Genomic DNA, 19,991 nt, shown 5'->3' on the forward strand with positions numbered 1-19,991 from the left:
CGGGGATCAGCCGCGCTCGTGGAAGAAGCCGTAAATGGTTTCGGCCAGCGCGTCCGAAATACCCTCGACCGCCTTCAGATCGGCCAGCCCCGCGCGGGCCACGGCCTTGGCGCTGCCGAAATGCGCCAGCAGCGCGCGCTTGCGCGTGGCGCCGACGCCGGGGATCTCGTCCAGCGGGGTGGCGCCCACGGCCTTGGCGCGCTTCTGCCGATGCGCGCCTATGGCGAAACGGTGCGCCTCGTCGCGCAGGCGCTGCACGAAGTAAAGCACCGGGTCATTGTGCTTCAGCGCAAAGGGGCGCTGGCCGGGGCGGTGGAATTCCTCTTTCCCGGCATCGCGGTCGATGCCCTTGGCCACGCCCAGAACGGGAATGTCCTCGACGCCCAGATCGGCCATGATCTGCGCGACCGCCCCCACCTGCCCAGCGCCGCCGTCGATCAGCAAAAGGTCGGGCCATGTCTCGCCCTCGCGATCCGGGTCTTCCTTGAGCAGGCGCTGGAAGCGACGGGTCATAACCTCGCGCATCATGCCGAAATCGTCGCCCGGCGTCAGGTCGGTACCGCGGATGTTGAACTTGCGATACTGGCTCTTGGCGAAACCCTCGGGTCCGGCCACCACCATCGCACCGACCGCGTTCGTGCCCTGGATATGGCTGTTGTCGTAGATCTCGATCCGCGCGGGCGGGGCTTCCAGCCCGAACGCCTCGGCCAGCCCGGCCAGCAGCTTGCCCTGCGCCACGCTTTCCGACAGTCGCCGGGCAAGGCTTTCACGGGCATTGCGGGCGGCCCCGGCCACCAGATCCGCCTTTTCGCCGCGCTGGGGCACCGCGATCTCGACCTTGCGGCCCGCGCGTTCGGACAGCGCCTCGGCCATCAGGTCGCGATCCTCGATATCGTCGGACAGCAGGATCAGCCGGGGCGGATCCTTGTTCTCGTAGAACTGCCCGAGGAAGCCGCGCAGCACCTCGGCCGGTTCGGCGCCGGATCCGGTCCTGGGATAATAGTCGCGGTTGCCCCAGTTCTGGTTCGCCCGGATGAAGAAGACCTGCACGCAGGCCTGGCCGCCCTCCATGTGCAGCGCGATCACATCCGCCTCGGCCACGCCGCGGGGGTTGATGCCCTGCACCGACTGCACCTGGGTCAGCGCCCGGATCCGGTCGCGCAGCGCCGCCGCGCGCTCGAACTCCATCGCATCCGACGCCGCCGCCATCTCGGCCGCAAGCGCCTCCTGCACGCCGGTCGTGCGGCCCTGAAGAAAGCGTTCGGCATCGCGCACCGCCCGGGCATACTCGGCCGCACTGATCCGGCCGACGCAGGGCGCGCTGCACCGCTTGATCTGGAACAGAAGGCAGGGCCGCGTGCGGCTGTCGAACACCGAGTCCGAACAGTTCCTCAGCAGGAACACCTTCTGCAACTGGTTCAGCGTCCGGTTCACCGCGCCCGCAGACGCGAAGGGGCCGAAATAGGCCCCCTTTTCGGCCTTGGCCCCGCGATGCTTGGTGATCTGCGGGAACGGGTGGCCGGTGGTGATCAGGATGTTGGGAAAGCTCTTGTCGTCGCGCAGCAGCACGTTGTAGCGCGGCTTGAGCTGCTTGATGAGGTTCTGCTCAAGCAGCAGCGCCTCGGTCTCGGTCCGCGTGGTCAGGAACATCATCGACGCGGTTTCCGAGATCATCCGCGCGATCCGGGGGCTGTGGCCGGACGGCTTGGCGTAATTCGCGACCCGTTTCTTCAGGCTTTTCGCCTTGCCGACATACAGAACGCGGGCCTGCGCATCGAGCATGCGGTAGACACCGGGCGAGTTGTCCAGCGTCGCAAGGTAGGACTGGATACAGGCATGGCTCTGCGGGCGGCGGGCGGCTTCAGCTTCGGTCGGGTTCATGGTCATGTCGTCGAGATCGTGATTCCCCGCCATCGCTGCAACGATACCCGGTCGGCCATCAAGTCCAAACATGTCCACGACTTCTGTGGACAAGTCTGCGTATAAGCTTGGGGCGCGTGGGATTTTCCATTGGATTCCGACCCGTTCAACGGTTTGCTCATTTTTTGTGCGGCTCTTCAAGTGCTTGATAATTCATCACAAAATTCACAATGTTGCAAATTGTTGAATTTCCTGAAGAAATGGTGAAGAAATTATGACCGGCTCCGGCAGAGGTGGAAAAGTTAACGCGCCACTCTTCCCGAGACCGTCACTCCACCCCCAGAACATCGGGTGTCTGCCAGGACAGGTGCTGGCCGCCATCGACGCACAGAAGCTGTCCCGTGACCGAGCGCGCATCGAGGAAATAGTCGAGCGCGGCGCAGATCTCGTCGGGATCGGCACCACGGCGCAGGATCGTTGCGGCGCGCTGGCGGGCGAAATGATCCTCGGACTGCCGACCGCCGCGCAGCGTCGGCCCCGGCCCGATCGCGTTCACGCGGATCGCCGGGGCCAGCGCCTGCGCCGCGGTGCGGGTAAAGGCCCAGAGCCCCATCTTGGCGATGGTATAGGTCATGAATTCGGGCGTCGGCTTGAGCACACGTTGGTCGATCATGTTGATCACCAGCCCCGAGGCCAAGGGCTCGCCACCCTCGCAAAGAGCCTGATCGGGCGCCTGATGGGCAAAGGCCTGCGTCAGCAGGAAGGGCGCGCGCAGGTTCGAACCGATATGCCGGTCCCAGCTTTCGCGGGTGGCGCTGTGGATGTTGTCGTATTCGAAGATCGAGGCGTTGTTGACCAGCACCGTCAGCGGCCCGCCCAGCGCCCCGGCCGCCCGCCCGACCAGCGCGGCGGCGGCATCCTCGTCCAGCAGATCGGCCTGCAGCGCCGCCGCATGCTGGCCCCGGGCGCGGATCTCGCCTGCCACCGCCTCGGCTGCATCGGCGCTGGCGGCATAATGGATCGCCACGTCGAAGCCGCGCGCCGCAAGGTGCAGCGCCATCGCCCGGCCCAACCGCCGCGCGCCGCCTGTCACCAGCGCACGATCCGTCATGTCATCACCACCAGCGCGATGTAGAGCACGAAGAGGGCCGTGAAGATCGCACCCCAGACCCGGGTCAACGGCCAGCCCCGGAACACGAAGGGCACCAGAAGGAGCGTGGTCCCCAGCATCACCCAGAAATCGAAGCGCAGCATCTCGGGCGGGATCGGGATATTGCCGAAGAAGCTGGCAATGCCGACGATGGCAAGCAGATTGAACATGTTCGACCCGATCACGTTGCCCAAGGCGACATCCGCCTGTCGGCGCAGCGCGGCCATGACCGTGGTGGCAAGCTCGGGAAGCGATGTTCCGATGGCCACCAGCGTGAGGCCGATCACCGTGTCCGACACGTTCAGCGCCCGAGCAATCTCGATCGAACTGTCAACCAGAAGGTCCGCGCCCAATGGCAGACCGATGAGGCCCAGTACCAGGAAGACCAGGATTTTTGGCCAACCAAGGCCGGGATCGGCACCCTCGACCTCCTCTGGAGCGTCACCTGCTGCCACGCGCACGCCATTCTCACGCCTATGGTTTCGGGCGGTCAGGAAGGCATCGGCCAGAACGAAACCCAGCACCAGCAAAAGGCCGAAGCCGTGAACCCATGTGATCGTTCCAGTCAGCGAGATCGCCAGGAAGAAGACCGTGGCACCCAGCATCAGCCCATAGGTGCGCCGCGTGTCGCATTCGTCAGTCCGGATCGCCACGATCAGTGCCGGCAGGCCCAACACCATAAGCACGTTGGCTATGTTCGATCCGACGACATTGCCCAGCGCAATGCCCGGCGAGTCGCGCAGCACCGCCTGGATCGAGACCAGAAGTTCGGGCGCAGACGTGCCGAAGGCGACGATTGTGAGACCCACGATCAGCGTAGGCACGCCCAGCCGAAGCGACAGGTTCACCGCGCCCTTTACCAAGCTGTCCCCGGCCAGAACCAGAAGTGCCAGCCCGAGAGCGGCATAAAGCAACTGGAGTGCCATGACCCTACCCCTTTCCGCAAGGGCAGGGTCCGCTGCCGATCCGGTGCCGCCCGCAGGCGGGGCATTTGCCGGTCTTCGCGCGGCCAAGGGAAAACCGGCCGCCCCCCGTTCCGGGCAGGCGCAGCCGTCCGAGCATGGCAAGCACCGCCATGGCGATCAGGAACAGGGTAACGATCTTGAGGAGCATGACCTACAATCCATAACGGGCCCACAGCGCGCGCGCCTCGATCTCGTCCATGACGCCCGCCACCGCGGGCGCGCCGAGCCGCGACCAAAGCCCTCTGCGCGGGCTGTGCAGCGCGAATTTCACCTTCTCGCCGAAGCGTTCCTTCATCACCGGCACCATATGTCCGATGCCATCCGCCAGCCCCAGCTCGACCGCCTGTTCGCCGACCCAGACATCGCCGGTAAAGAGGTCGCGATCCTCTTTCAGCCTTTTGCCGCGACGCGCGCGGACATGGTCCTTGAACGCGTCATGGATCGGCGTCTGCAACAGCATCAGCCGCGCCACATCCTCGGGCTTTTCGGGCTGGAACGGGTCGAGGAAGCTCTTGCTTTCGCCCGCGGTATGGACACGGCGTTCCACGCCGTAGCGGGACAGGAACTCGGGAAAGCCGAAGCCCGCATAGATCACCCCGATCGAGCCGATGATCGAACTGCGGTCGATCCAGATCTGATCCGCCGCACAGGCCAGCCAGTACCCGCCCGAGGCGGCCACATCCTCGACAAAGGCATAGACCGGCACCTCGCATTCCTCGGACAGCCGCCGGATCCGCGCGCCGATCAGCGCGCTTTGCGCGGGCGATCCGCCCGGAGAGTTCAGCGCCAGCGCCACCGCGGCCGGCCGGCCCTTGCGAAAGGCGCGTTCGATCACGGGGGCAAGCCCCGCATCCGACAGGCTGGCCCCGCCCCGGCCGCCCGCCGCAATCGGCCCTGACAGACGGATCACCGCCACCAGCGGGTCGGATTTGACGAATGGAAGCCAGCGTTTCATGGACTCGCATGTAGAGTGAGGGGCGAGCCCGAACAAGACGCGCGCAGAAATGGCCCCGCGCTGTTGCATCGCCGCCCGGCTCAGGCGGGCTTGCGCGCGACGATCTCGGCCCGGCGGCGGCGCACGGTCCCGGTTCCGGTGCGCGCGGCTGTCGCCTTGGCGGTATAATCCACGCGCTCGACCGTCAGCCCTGCGGCCTCGAACAGCCCGCGCAGCTCTGTCTCGGCCAGGGGGCCGGTGCGCCGTGTCGGGCGGGTTGCCCAGAACCAGCCCGCAACCTCGGCCAACTCTGCCGCCTCGGCGGGCGCAAGCCCTGCGGCGCGTGCCTGTTCGGTCAGCCTTGCCTGCCGGGTGGGGATGTCGTCGGCGCCCGCTGGCCGCCAGGGCTCGCCCTCGCCATCCTCGGCCAGCGCGCTGGACATCAGCACCGCGCCCCCGGGCACAAGGCTTGCCGCCCAGTTCGCGACGACCCGGCCACGATGGTCGCGTGGAAAGAAGACAAGGAAGGAATGGGCGATCACCAGATCCATGCCCTCGGCACGGAAGGACAGCATGTCGGCGGTGCAGGCGGTCAGATCAAGGCCCAGCTCGGCGCCCAGCAGGCGGTTCTGCATCACCGGCGTTGCGCAGCGGTCGACATAGGTGATCTGCGGCGTAACGCCCGCATTGCGAAACCCCGAGGCGACAATGGCCAGCACCCCGGTATCCGCCCCGCCCGAGATCAGCACGCGCCGCGCGCCCTGCGCCGCCGCCCGCGCAATCTCGGCGTGGAAAAACGCCCAGCCCGCGGGCGGCTTGCCCTGCGCCTGCACCAGCCGCAGCATGGACCAGGCCCGGTGGTAATCGGCGCAGCCATCGCCGGGCGCACAAAGCGCGGGCGCCCAGTCCCAGGAAAACCGCGCGATCCGAGCCAGCGGCTCGATATCCTTGGGAGTCTGGGGCGTGTCCTGGGCCATGGCCCCGAATGAACCCCCGCCCCGCAGCCGCCGCAAGCGCAAACGCAGCCTGCGGGATCACGCCTTGCGCTGGGCGGTGTTCAGATACCGGCACTTCCAGTTGGCAACGGTCCAGTTCGGATGCGTCGCGACCCACTTGGCCAGTTCCGGCTGGGCCCCCATCATGCAGGTCATGGGTGTGATGTCGGCATAGATGAGGCTGCGTTCCTCGCAGGCCCCTTGTTCATTCTGCGCCAGTCCAAAGCAGGCGACGAAGACAAGTTCGATCATGGCGACCTCGCGCTTTCCGGTTCCTGCCTCAAGGGTGGCAGGCAATCCTGCACCGATGGTTAACCGGGCGGGCGCATCGCGCAATGCTGCGCCGCAGCAATAACTCTACTGCAAATGCAAAGTGGAAATCGGCGGCGGTTTCGCTGCGCTCTGCCCGAATCCCGGGCAGAAAGCGGCTATCCCTTGCGCCGCATCAACCCCCGCGCCGGGTCATAGCCCAACAGCGCCAGCAGGAAGAACGCGACCGCCCCCGTCCCGACCCACAGCAACGCCCAGCCGTTGAACTGCGCATAAAGCGCAAAGCGGATCAGTTCGACCGCATGGGTAAAGGGGTTCACTGCGCAGATGTCGCGCAGAAGCCGCGAGGCTTCGGCCATCTTCCACAGCGGATAAAGCGCGGTCGACAGGAAGAACATCGGGAAGATGACGAAGTTCATCACGCCCGCGAAATTCTCGAGCTGCCGGATCGTGGACGAGATAAGCAAGCCCAGCGCCCCCAGCATCAAGCCGCTGAGGACAAGCGCCGGCAGGACATAGACATAGCCCATCGCGGGCATCTTGATGCCCATCAGCGCCGCGATGCCGAGAAAGGCATAGACCTGCAACAGCGACACCGCCACGCCCGCCATCAGCTTGCAGAACAGAAGCCACCAGCGCGGCCGGGGCGAGGTCAGCAACAGCCGCATCGAGCCCATTTCCTGATCGTAGACCAGGGACAGCGAGGATTGCATCCCGTTGAAAAGCTGGATCATCGCGCACAGGCCCGGCACGATATAGACCTCGTAGGTGATATAGGTCTGGTAGGGCGGCGTGATCGACAGGCCCAGCGCCGCGCGGAACCCCGCGGCAAAGATCACCAGCCAGACCAGCGGGCGCACCAGCGCCGAAAGGAAACGGCCGCGGTTCTGAAGAAACCGCATCGCCTCGCGCAGGACGATGGCATGAAGCGCGACCAGCCAGGCCTTCATGCTGCGGCCTCGTCATTGCCGCCGGTCATCTCGATGAAGGCGTCGATCAGATCGCCCTCGCCCGCGATCTCGGCGGCGCTGGCCTGTCGCAACACCCGGCCGCGATGCAGCACCACGACCTCGTCCGAGGGCTCGATCTCGTCGACCAGATGGGTGGCCCACAGAACGCTCAGCCCTTCGGCCGCCAGATCGTGGACATGGGCGGTGATCGACCGGCGCGCGGCGGTGTCCAGCCCCACGGTCGGTTCGTCCAGCAACAGCACCTCCGGCGCATGGATCAGCGCGCGGGCGATCTCCATCCGCCGCCGGTGCCCGCCATTCAGCGCGCGCACCTTCTCGCCCGCGCGCTCGCGCATGTTCAACCGCTCCAGCGCGGCGTCGATACGCGCGGTGGCCTCGCGCCCCGCCATGCCGTGCAGCGCCGCGAAATAGCGCATGTTGCGCATGACCGTCGTGTCCAGATCCAGCGTCGGCTGCTGGAACACCACCCCGATCCGGGCCAGCGCCGCGCGCGGATCGCGGGCCAGATCGAAGCCCGCGACCTCGATCCTGCCCTCGCGCGTCACAAGAAGCCGCGTGAGCAGCGAAAACAGCGTCGATTTCCCCGCGCCGTTCGGCCCCAGCAGCGCGCAGAACCGCCCCCGGTCCAGCGCAAAGGACACATCGTCCAGCGCCCGCCTTGCCCCGTAGGACAGGCTGACATTGGAAACGCAAAGGGCGGGAGTGCGGGTCATATGTCCTGTCCGTTGGCAGGGGTGAGGATAGCGGGCCGGTCGGCAAGGTCCAGAATCCGGGTCGCCAGCCGTTCGGCCTCCGCTCGGGAATGGGTCACGAACAGCGTGGCGGGCCGTTCCTCGGCGATCAGCCGCTCGGTCAGCGCCAACATCGCCTCGGCGGTGGCAGGGTCGAGCGAGACGAAGGGCTCGTCCATGATCAGAAGCTCGGGATGCCCGGCAAATGCCCGCGCGAGCGCAAGCCGCCGCTGCTGGCCCAGCGACAACTGGCCGGGAAAGGCATGCGCCTTGTCGCCGATGCCGACCCGGGCCAGCATGTCGCGCGCCGCCCGCCGCGTCAGGCCCGGATGAACCAGCGTCAGGTTCTTCAGCACGCTGCGCCAGGGCAGAAGGGTCGGCTCCTGGAACACCATCGCGATCCGGCCGGGCCGCTCGACATTGCCTTCGAACCGCTCGTCCAGCCCCGCAACGATGCGCAGAAGCGTCGTCTTGCCGATTCCGGAGGGACCAAGGATCGCCACCGTCTCGCCCTTGGCGACCTCGAAGGCCACGCGGCCCAGAACGGGGGTATCGCCAAAGGACTTACCGCGGATATCGACCCGGATCATGCCACCCGCCAGCGCCGCGCGTGCCGCTCCCACGGTTGCAGGATCAGCCATTCGACGGCCAGCATCACCACGATGAAGGACAGCGCGTAGATCAGCACCATGCCCACGTCGAACAGCTGGAAGTAAAGGTGGATCTTGAAGCCGATCCCGTTCGAGCGGCCCAGGAACTCGACCACCAGGACGATCTTCCAGATCACCGCCACGCCGCCCCGCGCCGCCGCCGCCACGAAGGGCGCAAGCTGGGGCAACAGCACATGGCGCAGCCGCGCCCAGCCGGACATGCGATAGACCCGCGCCATGGCGTCTAGGTCGGCCGACAGCGCCCGCGCGCCCTCGCGGATGGTGACGGTGACGTTCGGCACCTTGTTCAGCGTCACCGCCACGATGGCCGCTGTCTCGTTCAGCCCGATCCACAGATAGCACAGCACGATCAGCACCAGCGCGGGCAGGTTCAGGAACACCACCAGCCACGGATCCAGCCAGCGGTTCAGCCGCTCGAACCGGCCCATCAGCAGGCCAAGGATCAACCCCAGGCTCATCGCAAGGCAGAACGCCCAGATCACCCGGACCAGCGTCTGGCCCAAGTGATGGGGCAGCGCGCCCGAGCGGATCTCGGCCAGCCATGGCCCCACCAGCGCAAAGGGCTGGGGCAGGATCTGCGGATCGGCGGTCAGCGCCGCGGCTATGATCCACAAGAGCAGAAGACCGGAAAGCGAGATCGCCGGGACGGCGAGGCGGCCAAGCATCGCCGCCGCTCACTCCAGTTCCAGGAACAGGCCCGCAGGCAGGGTCGAGGCCCGCCCCACCAGTTCCTCGCCGCCCAATTCGGCCATCAGCGCCAGAAAGCGGTCCGCCGCTTCGGGATCGACATTGCCCGGCGCCGGGATCCCCGCGCGGTAATCGTCGCGCAGCCGCTCGAACTCGGCATCGTTGGCGGCGTTCATGATCGGCCGGATCGCCTCCCATGCGGCATCGCTGTCCAGCAGCATCGCCTTGGCCTCGCGCGAGGCGGCGTAAAAGGCTTCGACGACGCCGGGATTCTCGGCCAGGAAGCTTTCCTTGAGCACATAGCTCAGAAGCGGCGTGTCGGGATCAAGCCCCAGCGCCGCCGAGGCATCCGCCACCGAGATCAGTTCGCGCATGCCCGCGGCCTTCATCTTGGCGAGGAAGTGCCAGAAATTGATCGCCCCGCCGGTTTCGCCCGACAACCCCGCCTTGAAGATCAGCGGCGGCGCGCCATAGACCTGTTCGGTCTCGGCGGCCAGATCCATGCCGTATTCGCGCGCGGCATAGGCCCGCAGCACCAGCCAGCTCTTATCCAGCGGCCCACCCGCGATGCCGATCTTCTCCCCTGCCAGATCCTTCAGCGTCTGCGCCGGGCTGTCCGCGGGCACCACCAGACCACCCACCGCCCGCGAATAGGGGATGGCGATATAGTCACGGCCCGCAGCGCGCTGGCGGGCGACCCAGATCCAGTCGACCACCATCAGGTCGGCCTCGCCCCCCTCGACCGCGACGCGCGTGGCGCCGTTATCGGCAAAGGGCGACAGCACCAACTCGAACCCATGCGCGGTATCGAGCCCGTTTTCCATGATCGTCGTCAGTTCCCAGGTCACGGTGCCCAACTGCAACACGGCCGCACGCAGCCGCGGCAAATCCTCGGCCCAGGCAGCGGCGGCGCTCCATAGCGTCACAAGGGCCGCAAGCGCGCCCGTCACTCGGTTCAACATGGTCTTCCTCCCGGTTTCTTGCGCGCGTTTCCGGTGTCGTTCTTGTCCGCCCCGTGCCGTCCGGACCGGCGGGCAGTATCGCCGCCAGCCCCCTCCCCGGCAGCGCAGGCAGAGTTTCGAGGATCGTGCCAGAGCGCAGAGCAAATGGGAAACCGATACTTAAGGCGCATTGCGACCTGTCCGGGCGGGGATAAGCTCGGCCGATGAACCTGCGCCCCCGTCTTGCGGCTCTGGCCGCGCTGATCGCTCTGGCCGCGGCCCCGCTTGCGGCGCAGGTGCCGTTGAACCGCGACGCCCAGGTGGCGTTCTTCGGGATCGCGTTTCTCGATACCTCGACCGAAGGCGCCTATTTCGGCGCGCGTGAGGACGAACAGGCGCGCATCCTTCTGCTGGAGGACGAGGTGCGCGCGCGCTTTGGCGCCGAGGGGCTTGCGCTGATGGACAACGCGCCGGTTGCCGAGGATCTGGCCCGCATCAAGAACCCTGCCAATTGCTATGGCTGCGAGTTGCGCATCGCAGACAAGCTGGGGGCCGATTACGTTCTGGTCGGCGAGGTGCAGAAAGTCTCGAACCTGATCCTGTCGATGAACCTGGTGATGCGCGATGTCGAAAGCGGCGCGATGGTGAGGGGACTGTCGGTCGATATCCGCTCGAACACCGACGAGTCCTGGCTGCGGGGCATGCGCTACATCCTGAAAAACAATTTCTTCAAGGAATGAGGGAGGATTTCGTGAAGCTACAGGGGAGTCTGGCCGCGCTGACGGCCGTGGCGGTGATGCTGCCCGCTCTGGCACTGGCGCATGGTCCGACGCGCCAGAAGGTCGACGTGACCGCCGAGCTTGCCGCCGAGCCGGCCGAGGTCTGGGCGGTCGTGGGCGACTTTCAGGACATGGGGTGGCACCCGGCGGTTCACGCCACCACGGGCGAGGGCGGCAACACGCTTGACGCGACGCGGCTGCTGACCCTGGGCGCGGCGGACGGGCCGACGATTGCCGAAGAGCTTTACAAATACGATGCCGGGAAGATGACCTATTCCTACCGGATCACCGAGGTCGCGGTCGAGGTTCTGCCGGTGACGAACTATTCCGCGCATCTGACCGTCAAACCGCGCGCTGGCGGCGGGTCGGTCGTGGAATGGCGCGGGGCCTTCTATCGCGGCTATCCCAACAACGATCCGCCCCCCGAACTGAACGACGAGGCCGCGATCAAGGCCGTGACCGCGGTCTATGAGGCGGGCCTGTCCGCACTGGTCGACCGCTTTGGCGCGCCCTGACATCCTGGCGCTGGCGCTTGGCTGGGCGCTCGCCGCGCTGCCTGCGGCGGGCAACATTGCCTATGTGACCAACCAGAATGGCGGATCGGTCTCGATCCTCGATCTGGCCGCGGGAACCGAACTTGCGCAGGTGCCGCTGCCCGGCCAGCCCGCCGGGATCGCGGTTGCGGCGGACGGCTTCTTCGCCGTCTCGCCCGACACCAAGTCGCTGCGCCGCTTCGATGCGGCGGGGAACGAGACCGGGCAGGTCGCGCTGGACGGTGGTCCCATCGGCATCGCCCATGATCCGCTGCGCGGACGGGTCTTCGTGTCGGACTGGTACAACGCAAGGCTCTGGGTGGTGGATGCCGCCTCCATGTCGCTGACCGGAACGCTGGAAACGGGCACCGCACCGGCCGGACTGGCGGTGTCGCCGGATGGGCGCTGGCTTGCCTCGGCCGACAAGGAGGCGGGGCAGGTCTCGATCTTCGATCTCGAAAGCCTTGCGCTGGCCGGGACCGTGCCGGTCGGCATCCGGCCCTTCGGGCTGGGCTTTGCGCCGGACGGGCGGCTGTTCGTCGGCAATGTCGGCTCGAATGACGTGAGCGTGGTGGATGTGGCCGAACGCCATGTTCTGGCCACCCTTCCGGTCGGCGATCAACCCTATGGCGTGGCGTTCGCGCGTGGCCGGGCCTTTGTCACCAATCAGCATGCCGACACGGTCAGCGTGATCGACCTTGGCACGCTTGCACCGCTTGGCGAAATCGCGGTCGGCGAATATCCCGAAGGGATCGACGCCACCGCCGATGGCGCGACCGTCGTGGTCGCCAACTGGTTTTCCAACAGCGTCAGCCTGATCGACGCCGAAACGCTGGCCGTGACCGCCGAGATTGCCACCGGCGACGGCCCGCGCGCCTTTGGCCGTTTCATTGCAGAACGGGGGGACTGAGCCCATGCGCCGCCTTTTCCTTGCCCTCGCAATGACACTGGCACCCGGCCCCGCCCTAGCCCAGACCGCATGGGACGAATTGCGGCCGATGCTGTTTGCCGAGCGCGCGTTGATCCCGGCCGGCCCGCATATCGCCATCGCCAGCCCCTATCGCACCGCGGATGATGCAAGGACGCCGATCGGGATCCATGTCGAGGGGCCCGAGGGCCGGCTGATCGACAGGGTGACGGTGATCCTTGACGAGAACCCGATGCCGGTTTCGGCGGTGGTCGAGCTGGCCCGTCCGCTGCCCGCGCTGACTTTCGACCTGACGCTGCGCTTCAACGGCGCGACGGCGCTGCATGTGGTTGCCGAAACGACAGATGGCAGGCTGTTCCTGGCCGAGACCCATGTCAAGACCAGCGGTCAGGGCGCCTGCGCCGCGCCGCCCGGCACCGATCCTGTCGCCGCGCTGGCCGATCTGGGCCAGATGAGTATCGAACTGACACCGCTGACGCACGCGGGCGGGGCGGCGGCGCGGCTGGGGGCAGTCGCCACACGCACCGGTCGGATCGAGGTCGATATCCGCCACCCCAGCCATTCCGGCCTGCAAAAGGACCAGATCTCGCTGTTGTTCATCCCGCCCCGCTATGTCGAGACGGTCGAGGTCGCGCTGGATGGCCAGCCCTATGCAACGATCACCGGCAGCATCTCGCTGAGCGAGAACCCCCGCATCGGCCTGTCCGCCCCGGGCGCAACCCGGCTGGTCGAGGTCGCGATGAAAGACACCAGCGGCACCGTTACCACCGCCAGCCGCCAGATTCCGGGCTACTGAGCGCCCGGCTCGCCGGGCTCTGGCGCTGCCCGCTCCAGCGGCAGGGCAAGGAACGTCCATCCATCGGTGCCTTCGGGAAACCAGTAGACGCGCGCATGACCGTATTCGAGCGCGCGTTTAGCGGCGTTCCAGCTCATCCAGCATTCATCGAGGCAGAAGAATACAAGCGGCCGCGCCAGGTCCCCGCCGGTCGCGCGGTCAAGGCCGTCGCGGAAATAGCCGTGCGTTACCTCCGCAATCTCGCCATAGCCCACATTCGGCAACCAGATCGCGCCGGGGATCGACAGGCGCGGCGGATCGCGCCAGATCGTGCCATCGGGCAGGTTCGGCGGCTTCGGTGCACGCGGCATGACATCGACGAACACCGCCCCGCCCGCTTGCCAGAGCGCATGCGCCTGTTCGGGGTCGATCACGGTGGCGCCCGCCAGCGTTTCGGGCACCGGGCCGCGATACTCGTCCATCCGGTAGCCCGGGGGTTCCGGCACCTCGGCCAGCCCCTGCCCCGCCCCAAGCCCCAGCACAAGTGCAAGGGCCGCAGCGCGGATCATTGCGCCAGGTCCCGCACCACCTTGCCGTAATCGTCCACCAGCGGCACGCCCGCCTCGTGCAGGATCGCGTTGATCTCGTCCTGATGGCGGCGGATCAACGAGTTCAACTGGCGCTGCCAGACCTTCTCGTTCAGCCGCACCCCCATGGTGATGCGATAGAACAGCCGCGGCGGCAATTCTTCGTGGACCAGCGGGATGACCTTGAATTCGGGGAAGTCGTTCTTGACCAGCGGCCCGCCGATCGGCCCCCACAGGATCGCGCCGTCGATCTCGCCCGCCCTCAGCGCGGCCAGCATGTCGGGGCCCGGCGCCTCGTAGCGGCGATCCACCATCAGGTCATAGGCCAGCGCCTTGCCGATCAGACCATGCCGCGCCATGTGCGAGGCAGGCGGCGTGCCCGCGACGACACCCAGCGCGCGCCCCTGCAAGGCCGGGTCGGACAGGGCCTCGACAGTCGCGAGCGGGCCATCCGCATCCACGATCAGCACATAGGTCGAGGTAAAATAGTGGTTGGTGTTCAGCACCAGCTCGTGCCCCTGGGCAAAGCCGATGATGACATCGCACTTGTTGGCACGCAGGGTATTCCGCACGAAGCCGGTCGCCATCGGATACCAGGTATATTCGACCGGCAGTCCAAGCTTCTCCGCGAAAAGCTCCGCAAGCCGGTTCTCGAACCCGCGCCCCTGATCGTCCGACATCGGATAGCTGGCAGGATCGGCGCAAACCCGAAACGCGGTCTTCGATATCAGATCCGAGGTTTGCGCCTGCCCCAGAACCGGCGCAAAACTCAGAAAGAGTGTGCCTATCGCGGCCGCCAGACGCGCCTCAACCACCGGCCATACACTCTGCTTCGAAGGAAGCAACCGCATCCGACTTATCTTCTCTTTTGGCCGGACGGCCCCGCTGCAACGCTCCATCGCCGCGGGCCTTGAGATAGACATAGATGTCGTCGATGTAGCACATCACGTTCTTGTTCTGTCCGAAGGTCGGCATCACATTCTGATGCGAGACGTCGACATTCTCGATACCGTTCGACACGATATAGACGAAGTCGTAGTAATCCATCCGCTCGACGGCGTCCTTCAGCGGCGGCGCGTAGGTCGAGCCCATGCCGTCAGGCCCGTGGCAGACATGGCACTCCGCGTGATAGCGGCGGAAGCCTGAAAAAGTCAGCCAATCGACCGTGCCGTCCTCGGCGATGAAATAGGTGGGTACCCCGTCCTCGGTGAAGTACCGCCCATCCTCCTTGTAGGCGGCAGGACCGTTGCCCGGCAGCCCCCTGTTCTCGGTGGCGCCGCCAGCGCTGGCCAGCCCCGCCACTGCGCCGAAAACCAGCGCCAGTCGCAACCTCTTCATCTTTCCTCCCTGTCGCGATGTGGACTGGCACGGGTCACCCCGTGCCAATCCGGCTCCTCCCCTCGCGCCGCCGATCAGTCCGGCAGCTTGAACACGGTCAGCTGACCGCCGAGTGCGGTATAGTCGCTGAGCGCGGCATAACCGCCCACGGCACCCAGACCATCATTCGGGTTGGTCAGGCCCGCCGCCAGACCGATGCCGGCCCAGCCGCCGACACCCGACAGGATGCCGACATACTGCTTGCCGTCATGCTCGTAGGACATCACGTTCCCGATGACGCCCGACGGGGTCTTGAAGCGGTAGAGTTCTTCGCCGGTCTCGGCGTCCACGGCCTTGAGGAAACCCTCGAGCGTGCCGTAGAACACAACGTCGCCCGCGGTAGCCAGGGCGCCCGACCAGACCGAGAACTGCTCGGGGATCGACCACTTGATTTCGCCCGCAAGCGCGTCCCAGGCGATGAAGTTGCCCATCCCGCCATGGCTGTCCGGCGCCGGATACATCGACAGCGTGGCGCCCACATAGGGTTGCCCGGCGGTGTAGCTGACGCGGAAGGGTTCGTAATCCATGCAAACATGGTTCGTCGGCACATAGAACAGGCCCGACTGCGGCGAGTAGGCCGCGGGTTGCTGGTCTTTCGTGCCCAGCGCGGCGGGGCAGATGCCAGTGGTGTTGACATCCTCGCCGTTCTGCGCGGTCGAGTAATCAGCGACCACCATCGGGCGGCCATAGGTCTCGGACGCAGGGTCCATGTCGACATGGGTCGCCCAGTTCACGGCCGGATCGTATTTCTCGGCGACCAGCAGTTCGCCGGACACGCGATCCAGCGTGTAGGCAAAGCCGTTGCGGTCGAAGGTGACCAGCAGCTTGCGCATCTCGCCGTCGATTTCCTTGTCGACGAGAATGTTTTCATTCACGCCGTCATAGTCCCACTCGTCATGCGGGGTCTTCTGGTAGACCCACTTGGCCATGCCGGTATCCGCATCGCGCGCGATGATCGTCATCGACCACTTGTTGTCGCCCGGACGCTGGGACGGGTTCCAGGTCGAGGGGTTGCCGGTGCCGTAATAGATCAGGTTCAGATCGGGATCGTAGGAGTACCAGCCCCAGGTCGTGCCGCCGCCGATCTTCCACTGGTCACCTTCCCAGCTGTCGATCGAGGAGTTGGCCGGAACCGGCTTGCCCAGCGACATGGTGTTCTCGTCGAACAGGATCTGGTCGTCGGGGCCGACCGAATAGCCGCGCCAAGCAAGCTCGCCGGTTTCCATGTCATAGGCGGAGATGTGGCCCTGAACTCCGAACTCGCCACCCGAGATGCCGACGATGATCTTGTCCTTGACCGGCATCACGGTCGCGGTGTTCGTCTCGCCGATCGAGGGATCGCCATTCACCGCGGTCCACTTGACTTCGCCCGTCTCGGCGTTCAGCGCCACGATGGTGGTATCGGCCTGATGCAGGAAGATCGTGTTGTTGGCATAGGCCACACCGCGGTTCACGGTGTCGCAGCACATCACCGGTATGACGCTGCTATCCTGCTGGGGCTCGTATTTCCACTTGATCCGGCCGTGATCGTTCAGATCCAGTGCGTACACGATATTCGGGAACGGCGTGTGCACATACATCGTGTCGCCGATCACCAGCGGGCTGCCCTCATGGCCCCGCAGAACGCCGGTCGAGAAGGTCCAGGCCACCTGCAGGTTGCCGACGTTCTCGCGGGTGATCTGGTCAAGCCCCGAATAGCGATGGTTGGCGTAGTTGCCGGTCTGGATGACCCATTGCGTCGGGTCGTTCATCAGTTCAAGCAGTTCGTCGTTCGCAAGTGCCGCAGACCCGGCGCAAAGCGCGGCCACGGACGTGAAAGCGAGCAGTTTCTTCATTTTTCTCTCCCTTAAGTTCTGATTCCGTCGAAGGGGCCGCAGACGGGTGCGGCTTGCCACCGCCCTTCGCCTGACCGCCAACCCCTGCCGCACCGAAACATCTGGTCCTCCCTTCGGTGCTGCACTCGTTCAAATCGCGTCAGTCCTCCTCTCTTTCCGTGATCACGTTAACTGCCGTGGCGCGGTGGTATCAGCGCGCGTTGCATGATTTTCTGCGCCGTTTGCCGATCCGCACCTCGCCCCGTTCCGCATCAGTTGCTCCGCCGGTGCAGGCGCTCGGCATGCCAGCCGACATGGTCCCCTGCAAAGCTTGCGACGAAGTAATAGCTGTGGTCATAACCCGGCTGCATCCGGACCAGCCCGGCCTGACGCCGACGCGCCAGTACCGAGGCCAACGCCTCTGGCCGCAGAAGGTCAAGGAACTGATCTCCGGCCCCTTGGTCGATCAGGATCGCATCCTTCCAACCATGCTCCTCAAGCAGCAGACTCGAATCATAACATGCCCATGCCGATTCGTCGTCGCCGAGATAGGCACTCAACTGCTTGCGGCCCCAGTCCGAGCGGGTCGGGTTGGCGATCGGCGCAAAGGCAGACAGCGAATCGAACCGGTCGGGATTGCGCAGCGCCAGAGTAAGCGCCCCATGCCCACCCATCGAATGCCCGGTCACGCCATGGACATCGGCAATCGGCAGGTTGTCCAGAACCAGCCCGCGCAATTCCTCCAGCACATAGTCATACATCCGGTAATGCGCCGTCCAGGGCGCGCGCGTGGCATTGACGTAGAACCCCGCGCCCTGGCCCAAATCATAAGCATCGTCATCGGCCACCCCCTCGCCACGCGGCGAGGTGTCGGGGAAGATCACGGCGATCCCATTCTCGGCCGCGTGCCGCTGGAACCCGCCCTTCACCATTGCGTTCTCATGGGTGCAGGTCAGACCCGAGAGATACCACAGTACCGGAACCGGCCCGTCCTCGGCCTGGGGCGGCAGGTAGACGCCGAAGGTCATGTCCACGCCGCAGACTTGCGACGGATGGGTGCAGACCATCTGAACCCCGTCGAAGCAGCGATTCTGGGAAATGACCTCCATCGGCGCGGCTCAGTAGACGACCACGGAGCGGATCGACTTGCCTTCATGCATCAGGTCGAACCCGTGATTTATCTCATCCAGGGTCAACTGGTGGGTGATCATCGGGTCGATCTCGATCTTGCCGTCCATGTACCAGTCGACGATCTTCGGCACATCGGTCCGACCGCGCGCGCCACCGAACGCCGTGCCCCGCCATGACCGGCCGGTGACCAACTGGAACGGACGGGTCGAGATCTCGGCCCCGGCAGGCGCCACGCCAATTATGATCGACTCGCCCCAACCCTTGTGGCAGCACTCCAGCGCGGTGCGCATCACGTTGACATTGCCGGTGCAGTCGAACGTGTAATCCGCCCCACCCTTGGTCAGATTGACCAGATACGGCACCAGGTCGCCCTCGACCTCGGCGGGATTCACGAAATCGGTCATGCCGAAGCGTTCGGCCATCTCGCGCTTGGCCGGATTCAGGTCCACGCCCACGATCTGATCGGCCCCGATCAGCCTCAAGCCCTGAAGAACATTCAGACCGATGCCGCCCAGCCCGAACACGACGGCGCGACAGCCCGGTTCCGCCTTGGCGGTGTTGATGACCGCACCCACGCCGGTGGTCACGCCGCAGCCGATATAGCACACCTTGTCGAAGGGCGCGTCCTCGCGGATCTTGGCGACCGCAATCTCGGGCAGCACGGTGAAGTTCGAGAAGGTCGAACAGCCCATGTAGTGCAGGATCGGGTCGCCATCGAGCGTCCTGAAGCGCGAAGTGCCGTCCGGCATCAGGCCCTGGCCTTGCGTGGCGCGGATCGCCTGGCAGAGATTGGTCTTGGGGTTGAGGCAGTATTCGCATTCGCGGCACTCGGGCGTGTAAAGCGGGATCACATGATCGCCCGGCTTGACGCTTTTCACGCCCGCGCCCACCTCGACCACGACACCCGCGCCCTCATGGCCCAGGATCGCCGGGAACATCCCCTCTGGATCGGCGCCCGAGCGCGTGAACTCGTCGGTATGGCACAGCCCCGTCGCCTTGATCTCGACCAGAACCTCGCCCGCTTTCGGGCCTTCCAGCTCGACTTCGGTAACAACCAGAGGCTTGCCCGCCTCGAACGCAACTGCCGCACGGGTGCGCATCTTCGCTAACTCCTCCCCAGAACCTGACTTCTTATTTTTCTTAAGCATGGCGAGTATGCGAAGGCACACAGTGACCGGCAATTGCGACCTTGGTGGGTATTGGCCAGAACGGTCCCTTCGTGGACTTCGAGCCGATCCGCGTTAGACTTGCGCCGAGGGAGGAGAATCCATGACCGCACGCGCTCTCACCGGGGCTGCGCTCTTAGCGCTAGGAGCCGCAACCGTTGCCCCGGCCGCCGATTTCTCGGACCCCACCTGGCCCTGCATCCAGCGCAAGGTGGCACAACTGTCCCCCGGGATCATGTGGCCCCATCCGATCGAGGCACAAAGTTTCGACGTCGAGACCGAAGCCGCGGTGAAGGAGCTTGTCGGCCGGATGGTGCTGCGTCGCATTCCGGTCGAGGATCTGGAACCGACGGTGACCGCCTTCACCGCAGCCCACGGCAATGACAGCGCCCTTCTGGGCCATGTCTTCATGTCGGCCTTCGAGATCATGTCGCGCCAGCGGCAGACCGTAATGAAGGGCATCGAAGACTACTCGCTCTCGCAGATCGCGCTTTCCGAACGGATCGAGGCCACACGGATCGAGATCAACACCCTGCTGGACGCCGAGCCGCTCGACCATGACCGGATCGACGCTGCCGAGGAACAGCTTGCCTGGGACGAACGCATCTATACGGATCGCGCGCAGTCGCTGACCTATGTCTGCGAGACGCCGGTTATCCTGGAACAGCGACTTTTCGCGATCGGGCAGATGCTTGCCCGCTCAGTCACCGAATGAAAGGGGGGAAG

23 protein-coding genes are annotated in these 19,991 nt (G+C 65.6%); 5 read left to right on the top strand and 18 right to left on the bottom strand.

Annotated elements, in window-relative coordinates:
• Positions 1–6: 6 nt before the first annotated feature.
• From uvrC to EV216_RS10300, 12 genes are all read right to left on the bottom strand, one after another.
• The gene (uvrC, locus tag EV216_RS10245; protein WP_424511181.1) at positions 7–1,953 is read right to left on the bottom strand and encodes an excinuclease ABC subunit UvrC; all 1,947 of its coding nucleotides are present in this window, start codon (positions 1,951–1,953) and stop codon (positions 7–9) included.
• A 235-nt stretch (positions 1,954–2,188) separates the two neighbouring features.
• A complete protein-coding gene (locus tag EV216_RS10250; protein WP_132695172.1) occupies positions 2,189–2,971 on the bottom strand; it encodes an SDR family oxidoreductase in 783 nt (260 codons plus the stop codon).
• Positions 2,968–3,936, bottom strand: coding sequence for a calcium/sodium antiporter (locus EV216_RS10255; RefSeq protein ID WP_132695173.1), 969 nt, complete (start codon positions 3,934–3,936; stop codon positions 2,968–2,970). Before EV216_RS10255 ends, EV216_RS10250 begins: the two co-directional genes overlap by 4 nt.
• A gap of 4 nt (positions 3,937–3,940) precedes the next feature.
• Positions 3,941–4,123 (bottom strand): hypothetical protein, encoded by a 183-nt coding sequence (locus EV216_RS10260; RefSeq protein ID WP_132695174.1) that lies wholly within the window; start codon positions 4,121–4,123, stop codon positions 3,941–3,943.
• A 3-nt stretch (positions 4,124–4,126) separates the two neighbouring features.
• Entirely contained in the window at positions 4,127–4,930 is an 804-nt protein-coding gene (locus tag EV216_RS10265; RefSeq protein ID WP_132695176.1) for a S49 family peptidase, read from the bottom strand.
• A gap of 80 nt (positions 4,931–5,010) precedes the next feature.
• Positions 5,011–5,886 carry a class I SAM-dependent methyltransferase gene (locus tag EV216_RS10270; protein ID WP_132695178.1) on the bottom strand — a complete coding sequence of 292 codons (876 nt, stop codon included), beginning with the start codon at positions 5,884–5,886 and terminating at the stop codon, positions 5,011–5,013.
• 57 nt (positions 5,887–5,943) lie between these two features.
• Positions 5,944–6,240, bottom strand: a complete 297-nt coding sequence (locus tag EV216_RS10275) for a hypothetical protein (protein ID WP_341539359.1) — start codon at positions 6,238–6,240, stop codon at positions 5,944–5,946.
• 92 nt (positions 6,241–6,332) lie between these two features.
• Positions 6,333–7,124, bottom strand: coding sequence for an ABC transporter permease (locus EV216_RS10280; RefSeq protein ID WP_132695181.1), 792 nt, complete (start codon positions 7,122–7,124; stop codon positions 6,333–6,335).
• Positions 7,121–7,858 carry an ABC transporter ATP-binding protein gene (locus EV216_RS10285; protein ID WP_132695183.1) on the bottom strand — a complete coding sequence of 246 codons (738 nt, stop codon included), beginning with the start codon at positions 7,856–7,858 and terminating at the stop codon, positions 7,121–7,123. The genes EV216_RS10280 and EV216_RS10285 overlap by 4 nt, the downstream gene beginning before the upstream one ends.
• A complete protein-coding gene (locus EV216_RS10290; protein WP_132695298.1) occupies positions 7,855–8,466 on the bottom strand; it encodes an ABC transporter ATP-binding protein in 612 nt (203 codons plus the stop codon). Before EV216_RS10290 ends, EV216_RS10285 begins: the two co-directional genes overlap by 4 nt.
• Complete coding sequence (locus EV216_RS10295; RefSeq protein ID WP_132695185.1) at positions 8,463–9,212, bottom strand: ABC transporter permease; 750 nt, start codon at positions 9,210–9,212, stop codon at positions 8,463–8,465. Before EV216_RS10295 ends, EV216_RS10290 begins: the two co-directional genes overlap by 4 nt.
• Before the next feature lie 9 nt (positions 9,213–9,221).
• Positions 9,222–10,196: an ABC transporter substrate-binding protein gene (locus EV216_RS10300; RefSeq protein WP_132695187.1), complete on the bottom strand. Its 975-nt coding sequence runs from the start codon at positions 10,194–10,196 to the stop codon at positions 9,222–9,224.
• Positions 10,197–10,399: 203 nt separating this feature from the next.
• Between EV216_RS10300 and EV216_RS10305 the strand changes: the two genes are divergently transcribed.
• Genes EV216_RS10305 through EV216_RS10320 form a run of 4 tightly spaced genes read left to right on the top strand, consistent with a single transcriptional unit; the run spans position 10,400 to position 13,211 of the window.
• Positions 10,400–10,915: a DUF3280 domain-containing protein gene (locus tag EV216_RS10305; RefSeq protein WP_132695189.1), complete on the top strand. Its 516-nt coding sequence runs from the start codon at positions 10,400–10,402 to the stop codon at positions 10,913–10,915.
• A 56-nt stretch (positions 10,916–10,971) separates the two neighbouring features.
• Positions 10,972–11,469 carry an SRPBCC family protein gene (locus tag EV216_RS10310; RefSeq protein ID WP_243642043.1) on the top strand — a complete coding sequence of 166 codons (498 nt, stop codon included), beginning with the start codon at positions 10,972–10,974 and terminating at the stop codon, positions 11,467–11,469.
• The gene (locus EV216_RS10315; RefSeq protein ID WP_132695192.1) at positions 11,423–12,397 is read left to right on the top strand and encodes a beta-propeller fold lactonase family protein; all 975 of its coding nucleotides are present in this window, start codon (positions 11,423–11,425) and stop codon (positions 12,395–12,397) included. The genes EV216_RS10310 and EV216_RS10315 overlap by 47 nt, the downstream gene beginning before the upstream one ends.
• A gap of 31 nt (positions 12,398–12,428) precedes the next feature.
• Entirely contained in the window at positions 12,429–13,211 is a 783-nt protein-coding gene (locus tag EV216_RS10320; RefSeq protein WP_243642040.1) for a quinoprotein dehydrogenase-associated SoxYZ-like carrier, read from the top strand.
• Here the strand turns inward: EV216_RS10320 and EV216_RS10325 are convergent.
• From EV216_RS10325 to EV216_RS10350, 6 genes are all read right to left on the bottom strand, one after another.
• A complete protein-coding gene (locus tag EV216_RS10325) occupies positions 13,205–13,759 on the bottom strand; it encodes a PQQ-dependent catabolism-associated CXXCW motif protein (RefSeq protein ID WP_132695196.1) in 555 nt (184 codons plus the stop codon). The genes EV216_RS10320 and EV216_RS10325 overlap by 7 nt on opposite strands.
• Positions 13,756–14,628, bottom strand: coding sequence for a substrate-binding domain-containing protein (locus tag EV216_RS10330; RefSeq protein WP_132695198.1), 873 nt, complete (start codon positions 14,626–14,628; stop codon positions 13,756–13,758). The genes EV216_RS10325 and EV216_RS10330 overlap by 4 nt, the downstream gene beginning before the upstream one ends.
• A complete protein-coding gene (locus EV216_RS10335) occupies positions 14,585–15,115 on the bottom strand; it encodes a c-type cytochrome, methanol metabolism-related (RefSeq protein WP_132695199.1) in 531 nt (176 codons plus the stop codon). Before EV216_RS10335 ends, EV216_RS10330 begins: the two co-directional genes overlap by 44 nt.
• A gap of 74 nt (positions 15,116–15,189) precedes the next feature.
• Positions 15,190–16,989 carry a methanol/ethanol family PQQ-dependent dehydrogenase gene (locus EV216_RS10340; protein WP_132695201.1) on the bottom strand — a complete coding sequence of 600 codons (1,800 nt, stop codon included), beginning with the start codon at positions 16,987–16,989 and terminating at the stop codon, positions 15,190–15,192.
• A 251-nt stretch (positions 16,990–17,240) separates the two neighbouring features.
• Positions 17,241–18,077: an S-formylglutathione hydrolase gene (gene fghA / locus EV216_RS10345; RefSeq protein ID WP_132695202.1), complete on the bottom strand. Its 837-nt coding sequence runs from the start codon at positions 18,075–18,077 to the stop codon at positions 17,241–17,243.
• A gap of 9 nt (positions 18,078–18,086) precedes the next feature.
• The gene (locus EV216_RS10350; protein WP_132695204.1) at positions 18,087–19,199 is read right to left on the bottom strand and encodes an S-(hydroxymethyl)glutathione dehydrogenase/class III alcohol dehydrogenase; all 1,113 of its coding nucleotides are present in this window, start codon (positions 19,197–19,199) and stop codon (positions 18,087–18,089) included.
• A gap of 169 nt (positions 19,200–19,368) precedes the next feature.
• Between EV216_RS10350 and EV216_RS10355 the strand changes: the two genes are divergently transcribed.
• Positions 19,369–19,980 (top strand): hypothetical protein, encoded by a 612-nt coding sequence (locus tag EV216_RS10355; RefSeq protein WP_132695205.1) that lies wholly within the window; start codon positions 19,369–19,371, stop codon positions 19,978–19,980.
• Positions 19,981–19,991: the final 11 nt, after the last annotated feature.

Source organism: Rhodovulum steppense (genome assembly GCF_004339675.1).
GTDB lineage: Bacteria > Pseudomonadota > Alphaproteobacteria > Rhodobacterales > Rhodobacteraceae > Rhodovulum > Rhodovulum steppense.

Bases quoted from the DNA above. Each gene is read 5' to 3' on its own strand.
- uvrC (WP_424511181.1), bottom strand. From the start codon at position 1,953: ATGTTTGGACTTGATGGCCGACCGGGTATCGTTGCAGCGATGGCGGGG.
- EV216_RS10250 (WP_132695172.1), bottom strand. From the start codon at position 2,971: ATGACGGATCGTGCGCTGGTGACAGGCGGCGCGCGGCGGTTGGGCCGG.
- EV216_RS10255 (WP_132695173.1), bottom strand. From the start codon at position 3,936: ATGGCACTCCAGTTGCTTTATGCCGCTCTCGGGCTGGCACTTCTGGTT.
- EV216_RS10260 (WP_132695174.1), bottom strand. From the start codon at position 4,123: ATGCTCCTCAAGATCGTTACCCTGTTCCTGATCGCCATGGCGGTGCTT.
- EV216_RS10265 (WP_132695176.1), bottom strand. From the start codon at position 4,930: ATGAAACGCTGGCTTCCATTCGTCAAATCCGACCCGCTGGTGGCGGTG.
- EV216_RS10270 (WP_132695178.1), bottom strand. From the start codon at position 5,886: ATGGCCCAGGACACGCCCCAGACTCCCAAGGATATCGAGCCGCTGGCT.
- EV216_RS10280 (WP_132695181.1), bottom strand. From the start codon at position 7,124: ATGAAGGCCTGGCTGGTCGCGCTTCATGCCATCGTCCTGCGCGAGGCG.
- EV216_RS10285 (WP_132695183.1), bottom strand. From the start codon at position 7,858: ATGACCCGCACTCCCGCCCTTTGCGTTTCCAATGTCAGCCTGTCCTAC.
- EV216_RS10290 (WP_132695298.1), bottom strand. From the start codon at position 8,466: ATGATCCGGGTCGATATCCGCGGTAAGTCCTTTGGCGATACCCCCGTT.
- EV216_RS10295 (WP_132695185.1), bottom strand. From the start codon at position 9,212: ATGCTTGGCCGCCTCGCCGTCCCGGCGATCTCGCTTTCCGGTCTTCTG.
- EV216_RS10300 (WP_132695187.1), bottom strand. From the start codon at position 10,196: ATGTTGAACCGAGTGACGGGCGCGCTTGCGGCCCTTGTGACGCTATGG.
- EV216_RS10305 (WP_132695189.1), top strand. From the start codon at position 10,400: ATGAACCTGCGCCCCCGTCTTGCGGCTCTGGCCGCGCTGATCGCTCTG.
- EV216_RS10310 (WP_243642043.1), top strand. From the start codon at position 10,972: ATGCTGCCCGCTCTGGCACTGGCGCATGGTCCGACGCGCCAGAAGGTC.
- EV216_RS10315 (WP_132695192.1), top strand. From the start codon at position 11,423: ATGAGGCGGGCCTGTCCGCACTGGTCGACCGCTTTGGCGCGCCCTGAC.
- EV216_RS10320 (WP_243642040.1), top strand. From the start codon at position 12,429: ATGACACTGGCACCCGGCCCCGCCCTAGCCCAGACCGCATGGGACGAA.
- EV216_RS10325 (WP_132695196.1), bottom strand. From the start codon at position 13,759: ATGATCCGCGCTGCGGCCCTTGCACTTGTGCTGGGGCTTGGGGCGGGG.
- EV216_RS10330 (WP_132695198.1), bottom strand. From the start codon at position 14,628: ATGCGGTTGCTTCCTTCGAAGCAGAGTGTATGGCCGGTGGTTGAGGCG.
- EV216_RS10335 (WP_132695199.1), bottom strand. From the start codon at position 15,115: ATGAAGAGGTTGCGACTGGCGCTGGTTTTCGGCGCAGTGGCGGGGCTG.
- EV216_RS10340 (WP_132695201.1), bottom strand. From the start codon at position 16,989: ATGAAGAAACTGCTCGCTTTCACGTCCGTGGCCGCGCTTTGCGCCGGG.
- fghA (WP_132695202.1), bottom strand. From the start codon at position 18,077: ATGGAGGTCATTTCCCAGAATCGCTGCTTCGACGGGGTTCAGATGGTC.
- EV216_RS10350 (WP_132695204.1), bottom strand. From the start codon at position 19,199: ATGCGCACCCGTGCGGCAGTTGCGTTCGAGGCGGGCAAGCCTCTGGTT.
- EV216_RS10355 (WP_132695205.1), top strand. From the start codon at position 19,369: ATGACCGCACGCGCTCTCACCGGGGCTGCGCTCTTAGCGCTAGGAGCC.